Source organism: Vibrio sp. 05-20-BW147 (assembly GCF_013369385.1).
In the GTDB taxonomy this organism is placed as follows: Bacteria; Pseudomonadota; Gammaproteobacteria; order Enterobacterales; family Vibrionaceae; genus Vibrio; species Vibrio floridensis.
On sequence record NZ_SZTO01000016.1, the window covers coordinates 1 to 25803 of the forward strand.

The 25803-nt window shown below is 45.3% G+C and carries 19 protein-coding genes and 2 tRNA genes; 9 read left to right on the top strand and 12 right to left on the bottom strand.

The annotated features are described in order from the left end of the window. The 7 genes from FC652_RS14690 to rlmE form a co-directional block, all read right to left on the bottom strand. A tRNA-Met gene (locus FC652_RS14690) sits at positions 1–77 on the bottom strand. 56 nt (positions 78–133) lie between these two features. Further along, positions 134–217: transfer RNA gene (locus tag FC652_RS14695), tRNA-Leu, on the bottom strand. Positions 218–234: 17 nt separating this feature from the next. Beyond that, positions 235–567: a preprotein translocase subunit SecG gene (gene secG, locus FC652_RS14700; RefSeq protein WP_176299189.1), complete on the bottom strand. Its 333-nt coding sequence runs from the start codon at positions 565–567 to the stop codon at positions 235–237. A 261-nt stretch (positions 568–828) separates the two neighbouring features. After that, entirely contained in the window at positions 829–2169 is a 1341-nt protein-coding gene (glmM, locus tag FC652_RS14705; protein ID WP_176299190.1) for a phosphoglucosamine mutase, read from the bottom strand. A 29-nt stretch (positions 2170–2198) separates the two neighbouring features. Continuing rightward, positions 2199–3029 carry a dihydropteroate synthase gene (folP, locus tag FC652_RS14710; protein WP_176299191.1) on the bottom strand — a complete coding sequence of 277 codons (831 nt, stop codon included), beginning with the start codon at positions 3027–3029 and terminating at the stop codon, positions 2199–2201. Between the two features lie 57 nt (positions 3030–3086). Beyond that, a complete protein-coding gene (ftsH, locus tag FC652_RS14715) occupies positions 3087–5039 on the bottom strand; it encodes an ATP-dependent zinc metalloprotease FtsH (RefSeq protein ID WP_176299192.1) in 1953 nt (650 codons plus the stop codon). 107 nt (positions 5040–5146) lie between these two features. Then, positions 5147–5776: a 23S rRNA (uridine(2552)-2'-O)-methyltransferase RlmE gene (rlmE, locus tag FC652_RS14720; protein WP_176299193.1), complete on the bottom strand. Its 630-nt coding sequence runs from the start codon at positions 5774–5776 to the stop codon at positions 5147–5149. A gap of 138 nt (positions 5777–5914) precedes the next feature. Here rlmE and yhbY point away from each other — a divergent pair, with 138 nt between their 5' ends. After that, positions 5915–6211 carry a ribosome assembly RNA-binding protein YhbY gene (gene yhbY / locus FC652_RS14725; RefSeq protein WP_176299194.1) on the top strand — a complete coding sequence of 99 codons (297 nt, stop codon included), beginning with the start codon at positions 5915–5917 and terminating at the stop codon, positions 6209–6211. Positions 6212–6284: 73 nt separating this feature from the next. On the opposite strand, the gene greA is transcribed toward yhbY, so the two are convergent. Further along, positions 6285–6758 carry a transcription elongation factor GreA gene (gene greA / locus FC652_RS14730; protein ID WP_176299195.1) on the bottom strand — a complete coding sequence of 158 codons (474 nt, stop codon included), beginning with the start codon at positions 6756–6758 and terminating at the stop codon, positions 6285–6287. A 551-nt stretch (positions 6759–7309) separates the two neighbouring features. Between greA and FC652_RS14735 the strand changes: the two genes are divergently transcribed. The 3 genes from FC652_RS14735 to FC652_RS14745 all read left to right on the top strand — a co-directional run bounded on the left by FC652_RS14735 (position 7310) and on the right by FC652_RS14745 (position 10327). Beyond that, a complete protein-coding gene (locus tag FC652_RS14735; RefSeq protein WP_176299196.1) occupies positions 7310–8314 on the top strand; it encodes a porin in 1005 nt (334 codons plus the stop codon). 94 nt (positions 8315–8408) lie between these two features. Next, the gene (gene dacB, locus FC652_RS14740) at positions 8409–9836 is read left to right on the top strand and encodes a serine-type D-Ala-D-Ala carboxypeptidase (protein ID WP_176299197.1); all 1428 of its coding nucleotides are present in this window, start codon (positions 8409–8411) and stop codon (positions 9834–9836) included. Positions 9837–9910: 74 nt separating this feature from the next. Then, positions 9911–10327: a YbaN family protein gene (locus FC652_RS14745; protein WP_011079603.1), complete on the top strand. Its 417-nt coding sequence runs from the start codon at positions 9911–9913 to the stop codon at positions 10325–10327. 44 nt (positions 10328–10371) lie between these two features. On the opposite strand, the gene tyrS is transcribed toward FC652_RS14745, so the two are convergent. Continuing rightward, entirely contained in the window at positions 10372–11559 is a 1188-nt protein-coding gene (tyrS, locus tag FC652_RS14750; RefSeq protein WP_176299198.1) for a tyrosine--tRNA ligase, read from the bottom strand. Between the two features lie 127 nt (positions 11560–11686). Here tyrS and FC652_RS14755 point away from each other — a divergent pair, with 127 nt between their 5' ends. Further along, complete coding sequence (locus FC652_RS14755; RefSeq protein ID WP_176299199.1) at positions 11687–12979, top strand: peptidoglycan DD-metalloendopeptidase family protein; 1293 nt, start codon at positions 11687–11689, stop codon at positions 12977–12979. A 61-nt stretch (positions 12980–13040) separates the two neighbouring features. Here FC652_RS14755 and FC652_RS14760 read toward each other — a convergent pair whose 3' ends face one another. The 3 genes from FC652_RS14760 to erpA all read right to left on the bottom strand — a co-directional run bounded on the left by FC652_RS14760 (position 13041) and on the right by erpA (position 17801). Further along, entirely contained in the window at positions 13041–16223 is a 3183-nt protein-coding gene (locus FC652_RS14760) for an efflux RND transporter permease subunit (RefSeq protein WP_176299200.1), read from the bottom strand. A gap of 10 nt (positions 16224–16233) precedes the next feature. Next, positions 16234–17328, bottom strand: coding sequence for an efflux RND transporter periplasmic adaptor subunit (locus tag FC652_RS14765; RefSeq protein WP_176299201.1), 1095 nt, complete (start codon positions 17326–17328; stop codon positions 16234–16236). A gap of 131 nt (positions 17329–17459) precedes the next feature. Continuing rightward, entirely contained in the window at positions 17460–17801 is a 342-nt protein-coding gene (erpA, locus tag FC652_RS14770; protein ID WP_176299202.1) for an iron-sulfur cluster insertion protein ErpA, read from the bottom strand. A gap of 287 nt (positions 17802–18088) precedes the next feature. Between erpA and hemL the strand changes: the two genes are divergently transcribed. From hemL to FC652_RS14790, 4 genes are all read left to right on the top strand, one after another. Further along, positions 18089–19384 (top strand): glutamate-1-semialdehyde 2,1-aminomutase, encoded by a 1296-nt coding sequence (gene hemL / locus FC652_RS14775; protein ID WP_176299203.1) that lies wholly within the window; start codon positions 18089–18091, stop codon positions 19382–19384. A 249-nt stretch (positions 19385–19633) separates the two neighbouring features. After that, positions 19634–20719, top strand: a complete 1086-nt coding sequence (locus tag FC652_RS14780; RefSeq protein WP_176299204.1) for an AI-2E family transporter — start codon at positions 19634–19636, stop codon at positions 20717–20719. 73 nt (positions 20720–20792) lie between these two features. Then, positions 20793–21815 (top strand): 16S rRNA (guanine(1207)-N(2))-methyltransferase RsmC, encoded by a 1023-nt coding sequence (gene rsmC, locus FC652_RS14785; protein WP_176299263.1) that lies wholly within the window; start codon positions 20793–20795, stop codon positions 21813–21815. Between the two features lie 245 nt (positions 21816–22060). Continuing rightward, positions 22061–25450: a response regulator gene (locus FC652_RS14790; protein WP_176299205.1), complete on the top strand. Its 3390-nt coding sequence runs from the start codon at positions 22061–22063 to the stop codon at positions 25448–25450. Positions 25451–25803 lie beyond the last annotated feature (353 nt).

The following is a 25803-nucleotide window of genomic DNA, read 5'->3' on the forward strand; positions in this document are numbered from 1 at the left end:
TGGTTGCGGGGGCCGGATTTGAACCGACGACCTTCGGGTTATGAGCCCGACGAGCTACCAAGCTGCTCCACCCCGCGTCCGACTAGCTGAGCATTATACGCTCAACACAGTTATTTACAAGTTTGTAAAACAATGGTGCCGAGAGAGGGACTCGAACCCTCACACCATAGGCGCTAGCACCTCATGCTAGTGTGTCTACCAATTTCACCATCTCGGCAAATTCAAAGCTTTCGCTTATTGAGGAATCTCATCTGACTGAGCAGGAGTTTCACTCGTGCTATCTTGAACCTGTTCAATAACTTGACCTTGTGTTGGGTCAATCCACTGAGACTCAGTTTTATGTGTAGACATACGACCAAGAGTCAAGCTCACGATAAAAAATACTGTTGCTAAAATAGCAGTTGTTCGGGTTAGGAAATTACCTGAGCCGCCAGCACCAAAAACTGTGTTTGATGCACCTGCTCCGAACGAGGCTCCCATATCTGCGCCTTTACCTTGCTGAATCAACACAAGGCCAATTACACCAAGCGCTGCCAACAGGTAAATCACAAGTAGAACGCTAAACATTTTTCCACCTATGTTCCAAATTGTTGAGCCAGCGCCGTTCTCACGTCCCAATTAGACACTCAAGAACAAGGCTAGCATCCTCCTAACTGAAGGCCGAGCAATACTAACGAAAGGTGTCATTCATGACAAGCGAAAAATACAAAAAAAAGAACACAATGCACTGAACGGTCAAAAAAGGGGCAAAATATCAATTTTAACCGAAAAAAAGAGCTACTTTCAAAGTAGCTCCTTTCACATTCTAGAAGATAAGCTTGTGATAATTTAGCAGTTGTCTTTCACTGCTTGTGCAATTTTAAGTGCGCTGTTTTGTACAAGTTCACTATCTTCGCCTTCTACCATCACACGAATTAGTGGCTCGGTGCCTGATTTACGCAGTAGAACTCGACCTTTTGTGCCTAGTGTTGTTTCGACTTCTGCTACTGCATGTTTCACCGCGTCCGCTTCTAATGGGTTGCTATCGCCAGTGAATCGTACGTTTTCTAATACTTGCGGGTACAGGCTCATACCTTTAGAAAGCTCATTTAGGGAGAGTTCGCTACCAACTACCGAAGCAAGAACTTGTAGCGCGGCTACAATTGCATCCCCCGTCGTCACTTTATCCAATAGGATAACGTGACCAGAGTTTTCAGCACCAATTCTCCAACCTTTCTCCAACAGTTTTTCCATCACATAGCGATCGCCAACCGCAGCGCGTACAAACGGAATGCCCAGTTGTTTTAATCCGTTTTCCATACCAAGGTTTGTCATTAGGGTGCCTACGACGCCCCCTTTTAGCTCACCACGACGCAATGCATCTCGCGCAATAATATAAGCAATTTGGTCGCCGTCGATTTTATTACCTAAGTGATCGACCATGATAATTCGGTCACCATCGCCATCAAACGCCAAGCCTAAATCGGCCTTTTCGTCGAGTACACGTGCCTGAAGAGCGCGGACATCGGTCGCACCTACCTCATGGTTAATGTTCGTTCCATTTGGTGTTACGCCCATAGCAATCACATCCGCACCAAGCTCGGTAAATACGCTCGGGGCGATATGGTAGGTGGCACCATTTGCACAATCGACAACGATTTTAAGTTTTGACAAGCTAAGGGCGGAAGGGAAAGTACTTTTACAAAACTCGATGTAACGTCCTGCTGCATCATTGAGGCGCGTCGCTTTACCCAGTTCGGCAGATTCAACACACTCTATCTCTTTATCGAGTTCTGCTTCAATTGCGAGCTCAATATCATCGGGTAATTTAGTCCCTTCGGAAGAGAAAAATTTGATGCCATTGTCATAATATGGGTTGTGTGAAGCAGAAATAACGATGCCTGCTTCCGCACGAAATGTTTGTGTCAGGTAAGCGACAGCGGGTGTCGGCATTGGACCGGTAAATGTTGCTTTTAACCCCGCAGCAGCCAGACCCGCTTCGAGTGCAGACTCAAGCATGTAACCGGAAATACGAGTATCCTTACCGATAATAACTTTTTTGGTTCCTTGCTTCGCCAAAACGCGACCTGCAGCCCAGCCAAGTTTTAGTACAAAGTCGGGAGTAATAGGATACTGACCTACTTTTCCACGAACACCATCTGTACCAAAATAACGTCTTTTATCCGACATATTTATTCCTTCTTATATTCTTATTTAACTCAGATATTTTTATGCATCATTTGAATGACTCGCATCGCTTCAACGGTTTCTTCAACGTCATGAACACGAATGATCTGAGCGCCTTTCATAGCAGCAATCGTCGCACATGTTACACTAGCCACCATGCACTCTGCAGGCTTTTTGTCCAGTAATTTAAAAACCATCGATTTACGAGACATGCCCGCTAAAATAGGCAAACCTAATTGCTGAAACACCTCTAAATGCGCTAACAAATGATAATTGTGTTCAATGGTTTTGCCAAAACCAAACCCAGGGTCAAGAATGAGCAGCTCTTTCGCAATACCGACCTCTTGACAGGCTGCAACACGCTCTTCCAAAAATTCGCTAACTTCTTTTAACACATCTTGATAGCTTGGGCTGTGCTGCATGCTTCGAGGTTGGCCTTGCATGTGCATCAGGCAAATCGGGACTTGGGCTTTTGCTGCAACCGCAAGGGCCCCTGGCTCCTGCAAAGCACGGACATCATTAATCAAATCGACACCGGCGGCTATCGCTTGCTCCATCACTTGCGCTTTACTGGTATCAATTGAAATCCACACATCGTATTTTTCACGAATTGCCTTAATGGCAGGAATTACACGTTGAAGCTCTTCCTCCACTAAAACCTCTGGTGCCCCAGGACGAGTAGACTCCCCCCCGATGTCTATAATACTCACTCCGGCTTTGATCATTTTTTCTGCTTGAGCAAGGGCAGCCGCGGGGGCATTGAACTTTCCTCCATCAGAGAAGGAGTCAGGCGTGACGTTTAGAATCCCCATGACAACAGGGGTAGAGAGGTCTAAAGATTTGTTGTTTGAATATAGAATCATATTTAAAACACAAAAACCCCGAGTCACCTCGGGGTTTTTCCTAGTTAACGAAACCTATTATTCTGCATCTTTCTTGTCAGTAGGTTGCTCTGCTTCTTCAGTTTGAGACTGCTTAGCCGCATCAGTTTCAGCCGGTTTTTCTTCTGCTTTCGCTTCTGCTTGTACCGTTTTCTCTGAGGTCGCTTTATCGCCCCAGCCTGCAGGCTCACGAATGCTCTCTTTGCGTGCCATTAAATCGTCAATCTGGCCAGCATCAATCGTTTCATACTTCATCAATGCATCTTTCATTGCATGCATGATATCCATATTATCGATCAGTATCTGCCTTGCGCGCTCGTAATTGCGATCAATTAACTTGCGAACTTCATCATCAATCAACTTAGCAGTATCGTCAGACATATGTTTGGTCTGTGTTACGCTACGGCCCAAGAATACTTCGCCTTCATCTTCCGCATACAGCATTGGACCTAGTTTTTCTGAGAAGCCCCACTGAGTCACCATCTTACGCGCAATATCTGTTGCACGTTCGATATCATTGGAAGCGCCTGTCGATACTTTATCAACACCATAGATCAACTCTTCCGCTAAACGACCACCGTACAGACTTGAAATCATAGATTCAAGATGTAAACGAGACATACTCACTCGGTCTTGCTCTGGCAAATACATGGTAACACCGAGAGCACGGCCACGAGGAATGATCGAAACTTTATAAACAGGGTCATGTTCCGGTACTAAGCGACCGACAATGGCGTGACCCGCTTCATGGTAGGCTGTTGACTCTTTGATTTCTTCAGACATCACCATAGAGCGACGTTCTGCACCCATCATGATTTTATCTTTAGCAAGCTCAAACTCAACCATGGAGACATTACGTTTGTTACCACGCGCAGCAAACAACGCTGCTTCATTTACCAAGTTTGCAAGGTCAGCACCAGAGAAGCCTGGCGTGCCACGGGCAATTAACGAAGGCTCAACATCACCCGCTAAAGGTACTTTGCGCATATGCACTTTTAGGATCTGCTCACGACCACGCACATCAGGCAAACCAACGACAACCTGACGGTCAAAACGACCAGGACGAAGTAATGCAGGGTCCAGAACATCTGGACGGTTAGTGGCGGCAATAACGATGATACCTTCATTACCTTCAAAACCATCCATTTCAACTAGCATTTGGTTTAGTGTTTGCTCACGCTCATCGTGACCACCACCAACACCTGCGCCGCGCTGGCGACCAACAGCATCGATTTCATCAATGAAGATGATACAGGGTGAGGCTTTTTTCGCTTGTTCAAACATATCACGAACACGCGATGCACCAACACCAACAAACATTTCAACGAAGTCGGAACCAGAAATGGTGAAAAATGGCACCTTCGCTTCACCAGCGATCGCCTTTGCTAGCAACGTTTTACCGGTACCAGGAGGACCAACCATTAACACACCAGTTGGAATCTTACCGCCCAGTTTCTGGAAACGGCTAGGATCACGTAGGTAGTCTACAAGTTCTTTAACGTCTTCTTTCGCTTCATCACAGCCTGCAACATCACCAAATGTCGTTTTGATCTGCTCTTCGCTCATCATGCGGGCTTTACTTTTCCCAAATGACATGGCGCCTTTACCGCCGCCGCCTTGCATTTGACGCATGAAGAAAATCCACACACCAATAAGGAGGATCATTGGGAACCAAGAGATGAAGATAGTACCGAGCAAGCTTTGCTCTTCTGGTGGTGTCCCTTGTACTTTTACGTTTTGGTTGATCAGGTCATCTAATAGCTTCTGGTCATATACTGGCATGTAAGTCACAAACTTACCGCCACCACCACGTCTAACGAAGGTAATTTGACCGTCTTTAAATGTCGCTTCTTGAATCTGGCCTTGACCAACTTCCTGTACGAATGTGGTGTAATCCACTGCTCTGCCATTATTTTCCCCAGGGCCGAAGCTCTGGAATACCGACATTAGCACGACAGCGATAACCAGCCACAGAATTAAATTTTTTGCCATGTCACTCAAGGTGTCAGCCTCTCGATAACTAATTGTAATTAAAGGTAGGGTACTACAGTTTGTAACCTGTATCTATAGTGTTAACTTTTACCTGTGAAGGCAAATAGTTAACCTTTGTAACCAGTGGCTACGACAAAGACTTCTCGTGAGCGCGCTCTCGATGAGTCTGGTTTCCTGATTTTTACGACTTTAAACATGTTTCGGACTTCTTTGACATATTCATCAAAGCCTTCGCCTTGGAAAACCTTTACAACAAAGCTACCATTAGGCGCAAGAACTTGTCGACACATATCTAAAGCCAATTCAACTAAGTACATTGCACGAGGCTGATCAACTGAATTGTTGCCGGCAATATTAGGCGCCATATCCGACATCACAACATCTACCATATCAGGTTGAATGCGATTCAATAACGCCTCCAGTACCGCTTCTTCTCTAAAATCACCTTGTAGGAAAGAAACACCAGCAATGGAATCCATCGGCAAGATATCACAAGCAATTACGCGTCCAGAATCTCCAACCACACCAATAGCGTATTGAGACCAACCACCTGGAGCTGCACCTAAATCGACGACCGTCATGCCTGGTTTTAGCAATTTGTCTTTTTGTTGAATTTCTTCAAGTTTAAAGATAGCACGAGAACGGTAACCTTTTCTTCTGGCTTCGTTCGCATACTTATCGTCAAAATGTTCTTTTAACCAGCGGCCAGAGCTCGCTGAATGTTTTTGTTTACTCATTCTAGTCTCAAAAAAGCCAGTTGCAGAGTTATCAATTTAATAGGCAGAACCTATTAATTAATAAATTATAGTCTTCAGCAATAGATGGCGTTAAAATAGGTTTTTTCAACCCTTAGTTTAAACAAAAATGGCGGCGTAATGAACCTAAGCACCAAACAAAAGCAGCACCTAAAAGGCCTAGCTCACAGTTTAAAACCTGTTGTGCTAATGGGCGCAAATGGACTTACTGAAGCCGTGCTAGCCGAAATTGAGATCGCACTAAACTTCCACGAGCTGATCAAAGTAAAAATCGCTTCTGAAGATCGTGAAACAAAGTTGCTGATCGTTGATGCCATTGTGCGCGAAACAGGCGCAGAAAAAGTTCAAGTCATCGGAAAAACACTTGTTCTTTTCCGTCAATCAGAAGAGCGAAAAATCGAACTTCCTCGTAAGTAATTCGTTAACGCTTCTTCAAAGCACAAAAGAAAGGTCGCCATTGGCGACCTTTTTCATTCTGCGAGCCATCAAATTACAAATATTCGACGCTATCAATTTCAAAGTCTTTCGTGCCACCAGGCGTAGAAATGGCCACTTCGTCACCTTCCATCTTGCCAATAAGGCCACGAGCTATCGGTGAGTTGACAGAGATACGGCCAGATTTAATGTCCGCTTCATCATCACCCACGATTTGGTAGGTTTTTTCTTCTTCAGTATCACAGTCAATCAAAGTGACAGTCGCACCAAAAATCACCTTACCCGCGTTATCCATTTTACTGACATCAATAACTTGAGCCATGGAAAGCTTGTACTCGATATCTCGAATTTGCGCTTCACATATACCTTGCTCTTCTCGAGCTGCATGATATTCAGCATTTTCTTTTAAATCGCCAAGTTCACGAGCTTCTGCAATCGCTTCAGTGATCAATGGGCGTCTTTTTAAAAGTCGATCTAATTCTTTGCGCAGCAACTGTTCGCCGCGAACCGTCATTGGAACTTTTTCCATTTTCAACCTCAATGCCAAAGTCAACTTTGGACAAAAAAAAACCTACCCAAACACTGGTTTGGGTAGTTACGGAACGGATTAATTTTGTCTAGTGTAAACAAAGTTTCAGTCTAGATCATCTTAAATTGATTGTGTCCATTTCCTCCTTGCCACTGAACCTAAAAAGCCATTTCCTAGAACTCATTCCTGTAACTTATCAGTTTTATTTGGCTTTATTTAAACGCCAACAACACCACTTTTTGAGAGGAAAATTAACTAAAAAAACATAAAAAAAACCAATGTCAGCAGAGTGTCATGGCAAATATAAGCCGCAAAATACAAACACTTAAGATATAAACCAAACAATTGAACACCGTTCAAAATCGGAATTTATATTATTTTACTAACAGATCAAGGAACTTTAGTTGTACAACATTGACGTCAACCAATAACTCTAGTGTGACTATTTGAGATTCATCTCATTTATGAATCTAGAACCATAGTGATAATCTGTGAGATATTGCTCTCACAATCCAAAAGATTATGGACAGCTAAACTAGGACAACAAAACAATGAAAAAGACATTAATCGCACTTTCTGTATCTGCTGCTGCAGTGGCAACTGGTGTTAACGCTGCTGAACTTTACAACCAAGATGGTACTTCTCTAGACATGGGTGGCCGTGCTGAAGCTCGCCTATCTATGAAAGATGGTAAAGTTGCAGACAACTCTCGTATCCGTCTTAACTTCCTAGGTAAAGTAGAAATCCAAGACGGCCTATACGGCGTTGGTTTCTACGAAGGTGAATTCACTACTGCAGATGAAGGCGAAAACAAAACCAACAACAACCTAGACAATCGTTACACTTACGCGGGTCTAGGTGGCAAGTTCGGTGAAGTGACTTACGGTAAAAACGATGGCGCACTAGGCGTAATCACTGACTTCACCGATATCATGGCTTACCACGGTAACTCTGCGGCAGATAAAATCGCTGTTGCTGACCGCGTAGACAACATGATCGCTTACAAAGGCCAATTCGACGCACTTAGCGTGAAAGCAAGCTACCGTTTTGCTGACCGTTCAGAAGGCACTGGCGCAGACGCTGGTAAATATGTGGATAACGGTCAAGATGGTTACTCTCTATCTGCTATCTACGCTATCGGCCAAACCGGTCTAACTCTTGGTGGTGGTTACGCTGATCAAGACGAGCAAAATGAATACATGCTAGCGGCGTCTTACACTATGGGCGACCTATACTTTGCAGGTATCTACACAGATGGCGAAAAAGCGAAGAAAGACGGCGATTACACTGGTTACGAGCTAGCAGCTAAGTACACTATGGGTCAAACCGTGTTCACTACTACGTACAACAACGCAGAAACGAACAGCCAAACTTCTGCTGATAACTTTGCCATTGACGCAACCTACTACTTCAAACCTAACTTCCGTGGTTACGTTTCTTACAACTTTAACCTAATCGACTCTGGCGATAAGCTAGGTAAAGTTGGTGGCAACACTACAGCTTCTAAGGTTGATGCAGAAGACGAGCTAGCACTAGGTCTACGTTACGACTTCTAATTTCAGCCTTGACTGAATCGCAAACGCCCGCAACTAGCGGGCGTTTTTTATCCTCGCTATAATCAAGCCATTCTAGATAGATTGGGTTGTCACTATGCGTTTTCTCGCTTCACTTTTCACATCGAGCTTTTGCTTCTTGCTTGCTACTTCTTCCACCATTCAGGCAGAAGAATACTCACCGCTAAGCAACCTCCCAGATGGCAGTAGAAGCAGTATTTGGGTTGAAGACTTACAAAGCCAAACCTCTTGGCAAACCTTAGCGCAAAATACCCGCTTTTTTCCGCCAGCAAGCACACTCAAACTGGCCACCGCCCTAGCGGCCAAACTGGAACTTGAAGACGACTTTGCCTTCACCACCGAACTGTTAAGCAATGGCCGTGACATCAGCATTCGTTTCTCTGGCGATCCCACGCTTAAAACCGCACATTTAAAACAGCTTTTAGAAGCCTACAAGCAGCAGAATGGCGCGAACATTCGTGGAGACCTTTGGCTCGATAACTCGGTGTTTACAGGCTATGAGCGCGCTGTGGGTTGGCCTTGGGATATTTTGGGGGTTTGCTACAGTGCTCCTTCAAGTGCCATCACATTAGATGAGAACTGCGCTCAGGCCTCTATTTACACATTGGCCGATGGCAATACTCGAGTTTACGTGCCAGAGCAGTACCCGATTCACGTCACAACCAATGCGAAAACCGTCTCTAAAGCGATCCAGCAGAGTAATCATTGCAACTTAGAGCTGTTGACGGGGGATAACAACCAATATCAATTGCAAGGCTGTCTGGTTGAGAGAGACAAACCGTTGCCCCTTAAGTTCGCGATTCAAGACTCAACTCAATACACGAGTCGAACCTTATATACCTTGTTGAGACAGCTCAAAATTGAACTTGGTGGAGAAATTAAAATTGGTGTCATGCCAAATAAAGCCAATGTCATTGCCAGCCACTCTTCAGCTACCTTGCCAGAGTTATTAGACACTATGCTAAAGGACTCTGATAATCTTATTGCCGACAACCTTACCAAAGCGATTGGGGCTCGCTTTTACTTGCAACCGGGTAGCTTTGCCAATGGCACTGAAGCGGTGAAACAGATCCTTTATTCCAAAGCGGGAATCGATCTTTCTCGCGCTCAACTCGCCGACGGTTCGGGCTTGTCGCGTAATAATCGAATCAACCCTATGGATATGATGTCGATCTTGAAATACATCTGGCAACACGACAAAGAGCTCGGCTTAGTGGCATTGATGCCCAAATCCGGAGAGTCCGGCACCCTCAAGTACCGCCAAAGCATGCGCAGTGATCCAGTTAAAGGGCAGATCGTCGCTAAAAGTGGCTCACTTTATGGCAGCTATAATATGGCAGGATTTGTGTTAGATCAGAATGGACAGCCAAGCGCCGCCTTCATTCAATTTATTACCGATTACTACCCTGATAAAGAAGAGAGTGGCAATGTTGCGCCTATCACACGCTTTGAGCGTGAGTTTTATCGAGATTTAGTTGAGTTTACACAAGTAAAACACAACTAACGATAAACAGCACAAGTTACCATTTAAGCTAAACCCCAGCCATACTTGTTGATATTTGGCTGGGGAATATCATCATGAAACATCACCCAATAAAAGACAAAGAAGCCTTTCGCCGTAAAGGTTACAACTGCATTGGCTGGACGTGTGTCATTCTAGGCACGATTGGCATCACAGTACCACTGTTACCCACGGTGCCCTTTATCCTATTGGCACTTTACTGTTTCGGGAAATCTTCCCCTGTTTTTCAACAGTGGCTACTCAACCATCCTAAGCTTGGCCCTTTAGCACAGCGCCTTAACAAGAAACAAGGTTTAACGCGGCGAGAAAAAATTCACTCTTTGCTGTTGATTTGGGTATCCATGCTCAGCGTATTATTTTTTGTGGCTTACGGTACGCATTGGCAGTACGCCATTTTGTCACTTCTCCTCTTTGAAACTTGGTTTATATTACGTTTCAAAACCTATCAACAAGCAGAAAAAAAGCGCCTTTAAGAAGGCGCTTTTCAATAACAGTTGAGATGACCTAAAAGATCGTCTTACGCAATGGTGATTCGAGCAAACTTACGTTTACCTACTTGGAACACATAGGTGCCAACGGCTGGTTCTGCTTTGGCATCTTCTACTTTTTCACCGTCCATCTTAGCCGCGCCTTGCTTCACCATACGCATCGCTTCCGATGTTGATGAACATAGCTCTGCTTCTTTTAGCAAGTTCGCCATTGGCGTGCCTACAGCAAAAGTAAACTCCGGCATTTCATCAGGGATCTGATTTTTCGCAAAACGGTTCACGAACTCTTGCTCTGCCGCATCCGCATCGGCTTCACTATGGAAACGAGCAATGATCTCTTTTGCTAACAGTACTTTGATATCACGTGGGTTTTTACCTGCTGCAACATCCGCTTTGAACTGAGCTAACTCTTCCAATGGACGGAAAGAAAGCAACTCGTAGTAGCTCCACATCAGATCGTCTGAGATGGACATGATCTTACCAAACATCTCGCTTGGTGCTTCGCTAACACCAATGTAGTTGTGGGCTGATTTTGACATTTTCTTCTCGCCGTCTAGGCCAACAAGAAGAGGCATCATCAATACCACTTGCGGTTTTTGTCCGTTCGCTTTTTGCAGTTCACGGCCCATTAGCAAGTTAAACTTCTGGTCAGTACCACCGAGCTCTACGTCGGTTTCCATCGCTACAGAGTCATAGCCTTGTAGAAGTGGGTACATAAACTCATGAATCGCGATTGGCTGACCACCTGCATAGCGTTTTTTGAAATCATCACGCTCTAGCATACGTGCAACAGTTTGGTTTGCCGCAAGACGAATCATGCCTTCGGCACCAAGCTCAGACAACCATTCAGAGTTAAACTGAATTTTCGTTTTCGCAGGATCAAGAATTTTGAACACTTGCTGCTTATAGGTTTCAGCATTGCGTAGCACATCTTCACGAGTCAACGGTGGGCGCGTCGAGTTTTTACCCGTTGGATCACCGACCATACCAGTAAAGTCACCAATCAAAAATGTCACATCATGGCCAAGATCTTGAAATGCACGCAGCTTATTCAAAATGACGGTATGACCTAAGTGAATATCAGGCGCAGTTGGATCGGCACCCAATTTAATGCGAAGAGGACGACCTTCTTTTAGTTTTGCGATTAACTCTTCTTCTGGAATCAGCTCTTCAACACCGCGCTTAATCTCGGCTAAAGCGGCTTCAATGCTCGCCATGCTTGTTCACTCCCACAAATTTGGCAAAATATAATAGCTGGACATCTTACTTGAATAGCGATGATTTTTGAAACAAGTTAGACTGTTCCGTTGTTAATTTTGTCTTCATCAACCGTATAAACTCGATATGCTTTCAATTTTTGCCCGTCTTCCCATATTGCACAAAGTGCTGATCGGCTTTTTTAGCGCGATGATTTTTGTCGCCTTGTTTCTTTTGCCTAACGCCAGTGAGTTACGTCCTAAAGAGAACCGTTTGGAATTGGGGCGTCACTACCCTGTTGATATCGAGATGCAACGCTTGTCCATTAGCCCTGCTTTATCGGCAGAGTCCTCAGTACATCGATGGGAACGATATCGTGTCAATGAAGGGGAAAGCGCTGCGATTTTGTTCCAGCGAATCGGATTATCAGCATCTTTGCTTCATCAGCTGATCACAACCAATGATGAGATCAAAAACCAATTATCTCGCTTGAAGCCAGGTGATCTATTGCAGTTTGGCTTTGATGCACAGGATCAACTCGTCAAGCTCAGACGCCAGTTGAGCGCGTTTGAAACTTTCGAAATCAGCCGAACCGCCGCTGGATATACTTCTCAACTCAACAACAAAGAAGTGAACTACCAGTTCGCTTATGCTGAAGCGGCCATTACATCAAATTTTTGGAACGCCGCGATTGGCGCAGGCCTGACTGCGAACCAAATCATGGAGCTCGCCGGAATTTTTGGCTGGGATATCGACTTTGCTCAAGACATTCGTGAACGCGACAGCTTTCGCGTGCTTTATCAAGAACAGGTTGTGGAGGGCGAAGTCATCGGTCGTGGCCGAATTATTGCAGCCATTTTCCACAACCAAGGCGATACCTTCACCGCTATCTATGATGACAAAACAGGCAACTATTACGACGAGAACGGGCGAGCAATGAAGAAAGCGTTCTTGCGGGCACCTATCGATTTCCGACGCGTAAGCTCTAACTTCAATCCTCGTCGACTACATCCCGTCACCGGACAAGTCAAAGCGCACCGAGGTACCGATTACGTTGCGCCCGTCGGCACACCAATTTGGGCAGCAGGCGATGGTGTCGTACAACAAGCAGGGTACAACCAATTTAACGGCAACTATGTGTTTATCCGCCACAGCAACACTTATCTGACGAAGTATTTGCATCTACAAAAGAAATTAGTCAAAACCGGACAACGAGTCAAACAAGGTCAAAGTATTGGTACTCTAGGCGGGACAGGCCGTGTAACGGGCCCTCACTTGCATTATGAATTCTTGGTTAACGGGGTTCATAAAAACCCCAGAACGGTCAGCTTACCTCAAGCTCAATCGTTGAGCGGACAAGCAAAAGAGACCTTCATCGCCAATTCTAAACTGCGTCTCGATAAATTAGAGCGCTACAGTAAGTTACTGGCAATGAACTAACCCACTTAAAAACAAAAGAGAGGCAAGGTTTGCCTCTCTTTTGCTTAATAGAAGTTGGAGATTACAGACCGACGACTTTTCCAGATTCAGAGTTCGCTGCTGGTGGAATATCAGTATGAACGTCCTCAACTACCTCATCCTCCGCAACGTTTTCTTCTTTCATCACTCGGTGCTCTCGCCCCAACATCAGCATACAGGGTGTCAGTACTAACGTTAGTACCGTAGCAAAAGCAAGCCCCCCCGCGACAGCAGTGGCTAACTGAGACCACCATTGGGTGCTTGGCGCGCCAAACTCAATCTTTTGATTAATCAAATCGATATTCATTTCAAGCACCATCGGCAACAAGCCAAGTATGGTCGTCACCGTAGTGAGCATCACCGGCCTTAAACGCTGAACCCCTGTGCGCAAGATCGCTTCTTCCTTATCTAAACCTCTCTGGCGTAACTGGTTATAGGTATCAATCAACACAATATTATTGTTCACCACGATACCCGCCAAGGCAATAACCCCAATCCCCGACATAATGACGCCAAACGGTTTTTGGAAAATCAACAGCCCAGCAAAAACCCCAACCGTGGAAAAGAGTACAGCACTGAGGATCAAAAACGCTTGATAGAAACTATTAAACTGAGTGATCAAGATAAGTGCCATTACGGCCAACGCGATCATAAAGGCATTTTGCAAGAAGGCTGAAGAGTGTTCTTGCTCTTCATTTTGCCCTCGAATCCGAAACTCTACCCCCTCTGGTAGACCAAGCTGACTGAGCGCTTGCTCAATCTTTGGCAGTTCAAGCGCTAAGTTGTAACCTTCTACCATATCCGCCATTACATTGATTACTCGTTGACCATCAATGCGCTTGATGGTGTCCTGCTTCGGCTCTGGCTTAATTTGAGCAAAATTGGTAATTGGAACCAGACCTGCTTGAGTTTTCACTCTAAGCTGATCAAAGCGTCCAATATCGCGTTTTTCCTCTGGATAGCGAACCAAAATGTCCACTTCCTCATTGGCGTCATCCGGTAAGTAATCACCAATTTTCAAACCATTAGTGACAAATTGGACGGTGTTACCAACTAAAGTAGCATCAGCAGCAAAACGCGATGCGTCATCTCGGCGGATATCTATTTGCCAATCGATCCCTTCCTTGCTGGAACTATCACTCAAGTTGGTCAGAGCTGGGTTGTTATCTGCCCAATGCCTAACGAGCTTCGCGGCATCATCCAATAATTCTGGTTTTCGAGAAGACATTTCGATGACAAGGTCATGCTCAACAGGTGGCCCTGCATCGGGAAATTTATATTCGATCTCAACCCCAGAGAACGTGGATGTAGTTTGTTTTAACTCATCAATAATCTCTTTGACTTTACGACGGTATTGCCAGTCTACTGGTGTAATTTGTATCTGGCCAATTTCGTCATCGCCACCGGTTCGGGTGTAGACGCTTTCAAACTCATCATGACCAAGCATCACTTGTTCGATATCACGCATCACGATGTCTTTCTCAAAAATCGACAGATCACCATAAGAGCGGACTTTCACAGTAAAGAAAGGCGGATCCACTTCGGGGAAAAACTCAGCACCTAATCCAGCCTTGTTGTAGGCAAAACCTACACCACCCGCCATTAAAATCGCGCTAAGGAGAATTTTAAGGGGGTGTCGCACAGCGATAGCCAAGGTTTGATAGTAAAGCTTGGTAATACCCGTCGCTTTATCAAACTCACCATTGTGCAGTGCCACCATTCGTCGCTGATTTTCACGCGAGACATTCTGTGGCCTACCAATAAGCCCGCCAAGCACAGGCACAAAAAGCAAGGCCATGATCAACGAGGCCGCCAAGGTTGCGATAAGTGTTAGCGGCAAATACTTCATGAATTCGCCTGTAATATCTGGCCAGAAAAGCAGTGGTGCAAACGCAGCTAACGTCGTGGCTGTTGATGCGGTAATTGGCCATGCCATTCGCTTAGCCGCATCTCGGTAGGCTTCTTTGCGCTCAACGCCTTCCTGCATTCGTCTATCGGCGAACTCTGTCACGACGATTGCACCATCCACCAGCATGCCTACCGCCATGATCAGGGAAAACAGCACCACGATATTCACGGTTAAGCCGAACACAGCTAACACCAATAATCCCGTTAGGAATGACCCAGGAATCGAAATGCCGACCAACAGTGCGGTTCTTACCCCTAAGATGGCGATAATAACAATCACCACCAAAATAATTGCCGATAAGATATTGTTTTGCAGATCGTTGAGCATCAACTCAACGTCTTCCGATTGATCCCAAGTGTACTTCACCAATAAGTTATCTGGCCATTCTGCGCGTTTTTGTCCTTCTTCAATCACGCGTTTAACCAGTTCCACCGTTTCAATGATGTTCTCACCCGCGCGTTTTTTCACATCTAATACGACTGCTGGCTTGCCATCTAGCCGAGCGAAAGACTCTGGATCGCGAAACGCACGACGCACCGTCGCCACATCGGCAAACGTAATGACTTGCTTGCCATCCACTTTGATTGGTAGTTCTAAGACATCCTTTAATGAATCAAACACCGAAGGGACTTTAACCGAGAAACGGCCATAACCAGTGTCAACAAAACCCGCCGCGACCACTCGGTTGTTTAACGCGATCAGGTTGTATATGTCACCTTGATCGAGACCATAACTTTCCATCAATAAGGGATCGACGATGATCTCAACGATGTCTTCGCGATCACCAGCAATCTCAACCTCAAGGACTTGGCGATAACTCTCTAACTTATCACGTAACTGGCGAGCAATTTGAACAATGGTGCGCTCTGGTAGAGTGCCATAAAGCACCACTGACAGTACCGGCTCTTCCGAAGCCAAAGTAACTTCATTAACGGTAGGCTCATCACTGTCGGCAGGCAATTTGGGCTTGGCTAAATCTACGGCGTCGCGTACATCCGCCATCGCTTTGGCAAGATCCACCCCAACCGTAAACTCCAACATGACCGAAGCGTGCCCCTCCGCTGCAGTTGAAGTCATCTCTTTAACCCCCTCAATTGAACGAAGCTCTTGTTCAATTGGGCGCACGAGCAAGCGTTCAGCATCTGCAGGTGAAATGCCTTGATGACCTACCGATACATAAATAATGGGAATGGTAATATCAGGGCTCGATTCCTTCGGAATGGTCATATAGGTGACGACCCCTGCCAATAAAATCATTACTAACAGCGTCATCATGGTACGTGAGCGAGAAAGAACCGCATCTATGACAGATAACATGGCTTTCTCCTTAATCGTTCACGATGTCTGTGTTTAGCTGCGCATTGACCAGATCACCATCTCGGACAAAGCCTTGTCCTAACACAATGATATCTGCACGTTCTCCTAAACCAGAGAGCCATACACCATCTTGTTCTGCCTTAACCAGCTGGATGGGAACAAAACGTACGTAACTGTTTTTTACTGTTTTCACACCTAAGTTACCGCTTTCATCCAGTGCTAGCATCGCGGGGGTGACTTTGATGGCCGAAGTTTCGTCTAAGGTCAATTGCACCTCAGCGCTCACTCCCGCTGGGATGCGGTGTTGGCTATTATCCACCTCAATTTCGATCGGGAAAGTATTGGTGGTTTGGGAGGAAACTTGTCCGACGTATCGAATACTACCGTTGAGGAGTTGCCCGCCAATCAAACGAATTTGAGCCGTTTGATTCGCTTGAAGATATTGAACGTGACGCTCACTGACATCCGCTTCAATCAGTAACTTCTGTAAGTCAATCACCGTTGCTACAGGATCACCAATCCCCACGAAATCACCCACTTCGACAAATCGGCTGTCCAAAATGCCGTCAAAAGGAGCTCTAACTTCGGTATTACTTAGCTCAGTTTCCACATTACTCAAGTTCGCTTTGGCATCAACGAGTGCGGCTTCTGCGGTTGCAAAGGCGACTTCTCCCTGCAAGCCTCGACTCTTTAAAGATTGAGCGGCCTTGAACTCTTTTTGTTTCACTTCGAGCATAGCTTTGGCTCGTTGTAAACGATAGTCCAAATCACGCTTATCGATTAGTGCTATCACCTGCCCTTTGCGAACAAACTGGCCTTTATCGACTTCTAAACGAATAATTTTGCCCGCAATTTCAGCGCCTAAACGAGCTTGGCGGTTGGGAGCCGTGCGACCATAAAGCTCCAAGCTTCGGGAAGTCGGCTTTGCATCAAACGTTTGAGTAACAACGCTTGCTAGAGGGATGTCTTGTGACGCTTTGTCTGGGGCTGACTCTTGAGCGTTTGTCCCACCAACGCTTAACCAAATAGCCAAAATAACGATAATAGCAACTGACACTAACCACGGGCGTTGAATGAACTGACGCCCCTGTTGTTTTATAGACATAGTAAGTCCTTTTTGATTTTTATGCTCAGCAAGATAGAATCTGGAGCAAGCCTAACATGACATCCTAATACGTTAGGCTGAGGTGATTGGATTAATACCCAATCACCTTTAAGATCAGCGTTAAACTGACATTACACGCTAAACGATGCACCACAACCGCAGGTTGTCGTCGCATTAGGGTTATCAATAAAAAAGCGCGAACCTTCTAACCCTTCAGTGTAATCAACCACACCACCAATCAAATACTGCAGACTCATTGGGTCAACGACCAAAGTCACACCACTATTTTCAATTGTGGTATCGCCTTCGTTAACACTCTCATCGAAAGTAAAGCCGTACTGGAAGCCACTGCAACCACCGCCAGTAATGTAAACACGCAATTTCAGCGCTGGATTTTCTTCTTCAGCAATCAACATTTTAACGCGCGCCGCTGCTGCATCAGAAAAAGATAATGGTAGATTCATATCGCTCACGACGACCTCTCTCACTCGTGTATTACTGCCAGAGGCTCTTTAAAATAAGAGCACACAGACAATGGTATTGTTTTAGCTTTCGCTCGATTATCCAATACCTGACCAAGACGTTCAAGTATTCACCACGTCATTGTCTACAATGATTTACCAAATACTCGTTATCTAAACAGATCATTTTTATAAAACCCGTGAATGAAGTCATAAACCGAAGCAAAATATTCCTAACTGCGGTTTAGAGCGTTACAATGCCCGCCACTTGGTCCGAGCAATCAGAAGAGGATAATCCCATGACCAAATCAGCCGAGCTGTATCAAAAAGCCCAGCAAACCATTCCTGGTGGCGTTAACTCTCCCGTTCGTGCGTTTAACGGCGTAGGCGGATCACCGATTTTCGTCGAAAGAGCCGACGGCGCTTTCATCTTTGATGCGGATGGCAAAGCTTACATCGATTATGTCGGTTCATGGGGTCCTATGATTCTTGGCCACAATCATGCGGTGATTCGTGAAGCGGTGATTGACGCAGCTCAACGTGGTTTGAGTTTCGGTGCGCCGACTGAAATGGAAATCAAAATGGCGGAACTGGTTTCTGAACTGGTTCCTTCTATGGAACAACTGCGTATGGTCAGTTCAGGCACAGAAGCAACCATGAGTGCGATTCGTCTCGCTCGTGGTTATACTGGGCGTGACAAAATCATGAAGTTCGAAGGTTGTTACCATGGACATGCAGACAGCTTGCTTGTCAAAGCTGGCTCAGGTGCACTAACTCTTGGCCAGCCTAGCTCTCCTGGTGTTCCTGCTGATTTTGCAAAACATACCCTAACCGCTACATTTAACGATCTCGATTCGGTACGAGAGCTGTTTGCAGCAAACAAAGGTGAAATTGCGTGTATCATCGTTGAGCCGGTTGCGGGCAACATGAACTGTATTCCTCCAGTGGCAGGCTTCCACGAGGGGCTGCGCGAAATCTGTGATCAAGAAGGCGCACTACTGATTTTTGACGAAGTGATGACCGGTTTCCGTGTTGCGCTTGGTGGTGCACAAGCTCACTACAACATCAAACCAGACTTGACCACGCTTGGTAAAGTCATTGGTGGGGGTATGCCTGTGGGCGCATTTGGTGGTCGTAAAGAAGTCATGCAATACATTGCTCCGACAGGTCCGGTTTACCAAGCAGGTACACTATCAGGTAATCCTGTAGCGATGGCAGCCGGCTACGCTTGTCTAACGTTGTTGCGTGAAGAAGGCAATGAAAAACGTCTTGCTGCAAAAACCAAACAACTAGCGGATGGTTTTAAGTCGCTGGCAGAAAAGCATGGTATTCCACTGGTTGTGAACCAAGTGGGCGGCATGTTTGGCTTCTTCTTTACAGAGCAAGAGCAGATCACTTGCTATGAAGATGTCACCAAGTGCGACATTGAGCGCTTTAAGCGTTTCTTCCACCTGATGATTGATCACGGTGTTTATTTGGCACCTTCCGCTTTCGAAGCCAGCTTTACGTCTTTGGCACATGGCAGCAAAGAAATCGAAGCCACACTTGAAGCCGCTGATCGCTGTTTTGCTATTTTGGTAGCAGAAAGCAAATAAGTGTATTTAGCATGAACAGAAGGGTCGCAGTGCGGCCCTTTTTATTGCCAGTAAAATGCGGTCAGAGCCGCAAGGAGCAACATGGTCAAAGTAAACCATGGCACTGTTCGGCAGCGCTTCTGAACAGAATGGTTTTGCTCTTGGCAACTTGTCTCATTATTACAACACCCCATATTCTTCCCATTGCATTGATAACCATTGAATTTAAGGTCATTATAACGACAAACTGCAACTAATTGGATTGCCACTGTGCCAGATAAACTAAAAATGAGTTCAAGCCACTGGGTCTTGATCGTCGCACTCTTAGCCGCAGGGATGGCTTGCTATCTTCTTGTCGAGCCGTACATCAACTCCATTATCATGGCTTTCATTATTTCGCTGTTGATGTTTCCCATTCACGACTGGTTTGAAAGCAAAATGCCTAAACACCGCAATGTCGCGTCTCTGCTCTCTTGCGTTGTGTTAACCTTTATTATTGTTGTGCCTCTATTGTTTGTCTTCGCAGCTATCGTACAGCAAGGGTCTGTTTTTTCTCAAAACACCTATCAATGGGTCACGCATGGTGGCATACAACAAGTTCTTGGCCATCCATGGATTGTTAAGGGCTTGAAGTTAGTGAATGAGTACTTACCCTTTGACAATATTGACGCCAAATCGATTGCTGAAAAAATTGGTCAACTCGCCACCTCATTTGGTTCAAACCTTGTCGCCATCAGCGCAAAAATACTCGGTGACGCAACCAACTTCCTGATGGATTTTTTCTTGATGCTGTTTGTGCTCTTTTTCTTATTGCGCGATCACGACAAAATCATCAGTGCCATTCGGCATATTCTTCCGCTCTCGCGCAGCCAAGAAGATAAGCTATTGAGCGAGATTGAAAATGTTTCTAAGTCTGCAGTAATGGGCTCTTTTCTCACCGCGATTGCACAAGGTATTGCTGGCGGTTTGGGGATGTGGCTCGCCGGTTTCCCAGGATTGTTCTGGGGCACCATGATGGGCTTTGCTTCCTTTATTCCCGTGGTCGGCACCGCGTTAATCTGGATTCCAGCGACCATCTACTTGTTCCTAACTGGCGAAACTGGATGGGCAATCTTCCTTACGATTTGGAGCATTGCGATTGTGGGCTCGATCGACAATTTACTCCGCCCGTTCTTAATGCAAGGTAGTGCTGGGATGAATACTCTGATGATTTTCTTTTCGTTATTGGGCGGTATTCAATTATTCGGACTCATAGGCTTAATCTATGGCCCATTGATCTTCGCCGTCACCATGGTGCTCTTTAATATTTACGAGGAAGAGTTCCAAGGCTTCCTGAATCGGCAGGATAATAGCTAACCCACACGCTACTTCACGTTGTGGGCAGAGTATGCGAGAATCTGCCCACTTTATTTCCAACCGATACCATCCCATGTCTGCCTATACTGCCCCAAGCCAAATTGCTGAGCGCCAACTTGATTACTTTCACGGAAAACACGTTCTTGTCGCGGGTGAAATCGAAGATTTGTTTCCTCTCTCGCTCAGCAAACACTGTGAATCAGTCACTCTCTTTACGTCAAACTACAGTTACTTTCGTCAAATTGAATCTAACACTAACGTGACCAGCTACTTTGGCAGTGAATTTGATTCAGAAACAAATGCAGACTTATTGCTGCTTTATTGGCCGAAAGCCAAAGCGGAAGCAGAATACTTATTGTCGATGTTGATGAGCAAGTTGGGCAAAGGATGCGAAATTGTGGTGGTTGGCGAGAACCGTTCTGGTATCAAAAGTATTGAAAAAATGTTCAACGCCTACGGCCCCGTGAACAAGTACGATTCTGCGCGGCGCTGCTCATTTTATTGGGGACAGTGTATCAACCAGCCTGCGCCATTTAAGCAATCTGATTGGTTCCGCAGTTACGAAATCACTATCAATGAGCAGACACTAAGTGTAAAAAGCCTTCCTGGTGTCTTTAGTCATGGTGAGTTTGATTTGGGCAGTAAACTACTGATTGAGAGTCTTCCATCGTTACAAGGGAAAGTGCTCGACTTTGGCTGTGGCGCAGGCGTTATCGGAGCCTATATGGCGAAGAATAATCCTTCGATTCAACTGGAAATGTGTGACATTAACGCTTACGCGTTAGCCTCTAGCCAAGCAACATTAAAGGCTAATCAATTACAAGGCCGTGTTTTTGCTTCTGACATATACTCCGATACAGCGGATGACTATCGCTTCATTGTCTCTAACCCACCGTTTCATAGTGGTCTAGAAACAAACTACAATGCTGCGGAAACACTGCTTGGCCAAGCACCTCAGCACTTAAATCATGTCGGCGAACTGATTATCGTGGCCAATAATTTCTTAAAGTACCCACCCATTATTGACAAAGCATTCAGTAATTGCGCGACTCTAAATAAGACCAATAAGTTCTCGATTTATCACGCAACGAAGTAGTTATTTAACCCAGCACAGCGCCTTGCTGTGCTGATTTTCAACACTCCATCGTCTCCTGTCGCGATTTTTGCGCCACTCTCCACGAATTAGTGACAACTTACTTGTCAAAGTAAAAAAACTCGTTAATTTCGTTAAATTTGAATCCTTTTGCTCTTATTTTGCCAACACACTTAAGAGTAACTGAGCAGCATTGTGCATTCACGACTTCGATTCGAGTCCTTCTTCATTAACATTAACGAAATCGTATGTTTAAGTTTTATCGCAAACAGAAGTTTAAACGTCTTCAAAGTACGCTGATGACTGCGTTTTTGGTGTTGAGCCTTACACCACTAACCATCACTGCCATTTTCTTTTTGCAATCACACAGTAAAGATCTACAAGAGCAAAGTACCTCTCACTTGCTGTCCGTTCGCGACACCAAACAGCAGCAAATTCTAGACTACTTCCAAGCTCAAGAGACCGAAGTAATGGGTTTTGTACGTTCTGAACTGGCTTATGCCAGTGGTGGACGTTTTTATGGTTTGGTCAATGCCTTTAAGAGCTTGGGCATCGACATAGAGCAAGCTCGAGATAATGCGCAGCAACGCTATATCCAAGGCTCGGGTGACCAAATAAAGACATCTATTTTGCCTGAATCGAGCTCTTATGTGGGCAGCGAACGTTACCGCCTGCTCCATAAGCGTTACCATTGGGCCTACTTAGAACTGCTTAAGCGTTCCGACTTCGATGACATCCTCTTAGTAGACTTAGATGGTAATGTCACTTACTCAATCTACAAACATGAAAACTTTGGAACAAACCTCAATACAGGTCCATTCAAAGACAGTATGTTGGGACAAAGTTTCCGTTTACTTGCAGCCGATGTCTCCGAGAAAAGGAAACAAAATGAAGACTACACCCCTGTCTACATTTCGGATTTCTCAATAGAAGATGGCAAATCAGTCGCTTGGCTTGGCGCTCCTATAATTCAACAAGGGCATCTTCATAGCTACGCGATGTTCCGGCTACCAAACAATGGAATCACCAAGTTAATTGCCGACATTAACAAAGATGCCGCAATGCATACGCTACTCGTAGGAAGCGATCATCTTCCTAGGACAATGACAACAAAAGCCATCGACATCGAGAGCAGTATTGAGGTCGTCAATAAAGCACTTGAAGGGCTGACCGACGTTGGCACCTATACCAATACCACTGGAGAAGCGACCATCGCTGCGTATGCACCTATTGCGTTGAAAACGCAGACTTGGGCGCTCGTTGTTCAACTTCCAGAAAAAGAAGCGTTTGCTCGAATCCATCAGTTAGAGAAGCTGTTTGTCATCGCGATGCTGATTGCGATCGTATTGGTGTTTATCTCCTCTCACTATCTGTCTAATTTCATCACGTCACCTCTTCTTAAACTTACTTGGGCTGCTGAACGAGTTTCTGCGGGCGATCTCGACGAGAGCATGATCAACACCGAACGAAAAGATGAAATAGGACGATTAGCGGTCAGCTTTGAAAGAATGCAACGCAGCATCAGAGACAAAATTCAACTAATTAAAACTCAAAACGCCGAACTCGAGAGAAACCTGCAACTGATTCAAAAGCAAAACGAAGAGTTGCAACTTGCCGACAAACTAAAAGATGAGTTCCTAGCCACCACATCTCACGAGTTGCGTACGCCGCTGCATGGCATGATTGGTATTGCAGAAACCTTGATCTCTGGAGCTAATGGGCCTCTCCCTTCCAATCAAAAATATCAGCTGGATATTATTATCAAAAGTGGTCAACGCCTTGCGACACTGGTCGACGATTTACTTGATTATCATAAGATGCGTTACGGCAGCTTGGATATTCAAAAATCCGCCGTTAATCTTTCGAGTGCCACGAAACTCGTCTTGGAGCTATCCAACCACTTATTAGGCAACAAGACCCTTCGCATCATCAACCAAGTCTCTAACGATGTACCGTCTGTTTCCGCTGATCCACAGCGTTTAGAGCAGGTGCTGTACAACTTAATAGGCAACGCTATCAAATATACAACGGAAGGAAAAATCGTCATCTCAGCAAATTTGGTTGATGACAAAGTGCGAGTCCAAGTAGTTGATACTGGGCAAGGCATTCCAGCCGAACAACTGGAGCACATCTTTGAGCCATTAATTCAAGCTGGGCAAGATTCCGGCCGATACCGCCAAGGCGCGGGCTTGGGACTTTCTATTAGCCGACAATTAATTGAGTTGATGGGTGGTTCATTGTACGTGAGCAGCCAACCGATGGTAGGCACCACCTTCAGTTTTACCCTTCCACTGGCAACAAACGAAGAGGTTAACGCCGCTGAAGGAATGCTTCATCAGAATCACTTCCAAGCGCCAGAAAATAGTGAACTGGTTCACTTAGATAACTCTTCTTTACCTGAGAATCCAAATGGCGCATTGCTCGTTGTTGCTGATGACGAACCCGTCAACCTGAGAGTACTCGAAAGCTTCCTTAGAATCGAAGGTTACCGAGTTAAAACGGCCTCTGATGGCCCCGAAACTCTTGACCTAATCAGTCAAGAAAAACCGGCATTATTACTACTCGATATCATGATGCCTGGCATGAGTGGCTATCAAGTATGTCATCAACTGAGACAACACTACGATATCGCAGAGTTGCCAATCATCATGCTCACTGCGTTGAGTCAGAGTGAAGACAGAGTACGAGGATTTGAAGCGGGCGCGAACGACTATCTGACCAAGCCATTTAACAAACAAGAGCTTGCCGCTCGAATCAAAGCGCACTTAATGGCGAGTAAGGCGGAAGAAAGACGATTGGAAAACAATCGATTAGAAGCCGAGCTTCATCAACGAGCGATGGTAGAAGCCAGTTTGCTTGAAACTCAGGGGAGACTGTTAGAACAGTTAGAGTCAGCACCAGAAGCCATCATCTGTATCCGTGAAGATAAGCGTATTCGTTTTGCCAACGACGCCGCATGCAAGCTATTCAAGCGTAGTTTGGAGCAGTTGAAACGTTCAAGTGCCGAAGAGCTTATTGCGCCGAAATACCTAACCGTTAAACAACAGCACTATTGTGGCAACATTGATATCTACGTTGATGATGTAAGGCAACATATTGAAACCGATATTTTGAAACTGCCTGAAGGTTCAGGGCTTGACGCTATGTTTATCTTTAACGTAGGTGGAGGAGCAACCGCTTCACGCGTACACAACCTTGAGACAGCGGTGGAAGTGCTATCCAGTTATGCTTTCGATGGTGATAAAGAGCGCCTACAAAGTCTAAAAGAGCTTGGTGGTGAGTTTACACGCCTCGCGGATAAAGCTTTAGGTACAAACAAGAATAAGCAAGAGCTAATGAGGGAAGTATTGGTCGACCTCATGACACACGCTCTTGACTATTGGGAGTCTGTAACAGGTGAGGATAAGTTTTCTTTTGCTGAGCAAAGTGGCCTATGGCGAGTATACCTAGACAGAAGCACATTACAAACACGTACTTTGGACAAGTACATGCGTATTGAAACTCTGCCCAAAACCCCTCGCTGGCGCACGGTGTTAAGCTCAATTGACTATATTTTGGATCATTGTAAAGAGCAAAGCCCGGAGCGAACTTATATTGAAATGCAAAAAGACAAACTTCAACGTCTACTAACAAGCTAATGTGACAGTACGTTGCTCCCACTTTCAACGCCCAAATCGAGTGATTTGGGCTTTTTTTATCGCTTTGAAACGAACACACACAACGTTACTTCTTATTGGTACGGTAACGTGCCACACATGACCGAATCATCGCTGCCACAAGCGTTCTTTAATTAGCGTAGCCATGGCGTTTATCGCGTTAGACAACCAGTGCGTCCAGCCGGTATTCCCTTCTTATTTCATCTATATTCGTCTAGAAAGAACGATGATAGAAGCCCAGAGATTGCTGCAAAACAACTTTCTTTCCCGTGTAAAAAAACCACATTTGATAGGCCATCAAATTGTCGTTATTCATCAATCCAAGCTTTAATCAT

Bases quoted from the DNA above. Each gene is read 5' to 3' on its own strand.
- FC652_RS14760 (WP_176299200.1), bottom strand. From the start codon at position 16,223: ATGTTATCTGTCATAGATGCGGTTCTTTCTCGCTCACGTACCATGATG.
- ftsH (WP_176299192.1), bottom strand. From the start codon at position 5,039: ATGGCAAAAAATTTAATTCTGTGGCTGGTTATCGCTGTCGTGCTAATG.
- greA (WP_176299195.1), bottom strand. From the start codon at position 6,758: ATGGAAAAAGTTCCAATGACGGTTCGCGGCGAACAGTTGCTGCGCAAA.
- FC652_RS14765 (WP_176299201.1), bottom strand. From the start codon at position 17,328: ATGTCTATAAAACAACAGGGGCGTCAGTTCATTCAACGCCCGTGGTTA.
- tyrS (WP_176299198.1), bottom strand. From the start codon at position 11,559: ATGGCGAGCATTGAAGCCGCTTTAGCCGAGATTAAGCGCGGTGTTGAA.
- FC652_RS14790 (WP_176299205.1), top strand. From the start codon at position 22,061: ATGTTTAAGTTTTATCGCAAACAGAAGTTTAAACGTCTTCAAAGTACG.
- hemL (WP_176299203.1), top strand. From the start codon at position 18,089: ATGACCAAATCAGCCGAGCTGTATCAAAAAGCCCAGCAAACCATTCCT.
- folP (WP_176299191.1), bottom strand. From the start codon at position 3,029: ATGATTCTATATTCAAACAACAAATCTTTAGACCTCTCTACCCCTGTT.
- glmM (WP_176299190.1), bottom strand. From the start codon at position 2,169: ATGTCGGATAAAAGACGTTATTTTGGTACAGATGGTGTTCGTGGAAAA.
- dacB (WP_176299197.1), top strand. From the start codon at position 8,409: ATGCGTTTTCTCGCTTCACTTTTCACATCGAGCTTTTGCTTCTTGCTT.
- FC652_RS14735 (WP_176299196.1), top strand. From the start codon at position 7,310: ATGAAAAAGACATTAATCGCACTTTCTGTATCTGCTGCTGCAGTGGCA.
- secG (WP_176299189.1), bottom strand. From the start codon at position 567: ATGTTTAGCGTTCTACTTGTGATTTACCTGTTGGCAGCGCTTGGTGTA.
- rlmE (WP_176299193.1), bottom strand. From the start codon at position 5,776: ATGAGTAAACAAAAACATTCAGCGAGCTCTGGCCGCTGGTTAAAAGAA.
- FC652_RS14755 (WP_176299199.1), top strand. From the start codon at position 11,687: ATGCTTTCAATTTTTGCCCGTCTTCCCATATTGCACAAAGTGCTGATC.
- rsmC (WP_176299263.1), top strand. From the start codon at position 20,793: ATGTCTGCCTATACTGCCCCAAGCCAAATTGCTGAGCGCCAACTTGAT.
- yhbY (WP_176299194.1), top strand. From the start codon at position 5,915: ATGAACCTAAGCACCAAACAAAAGCAGCACCTAAAAGGCCTAGCTCAC.
- FC652_RS14745 (WP_011079603.1), top strand. From the start codon at position 9,911: ATGAAACATCACCCAATAAAAGACAAAGAAGCCTTTCGCCGTAAAGGT.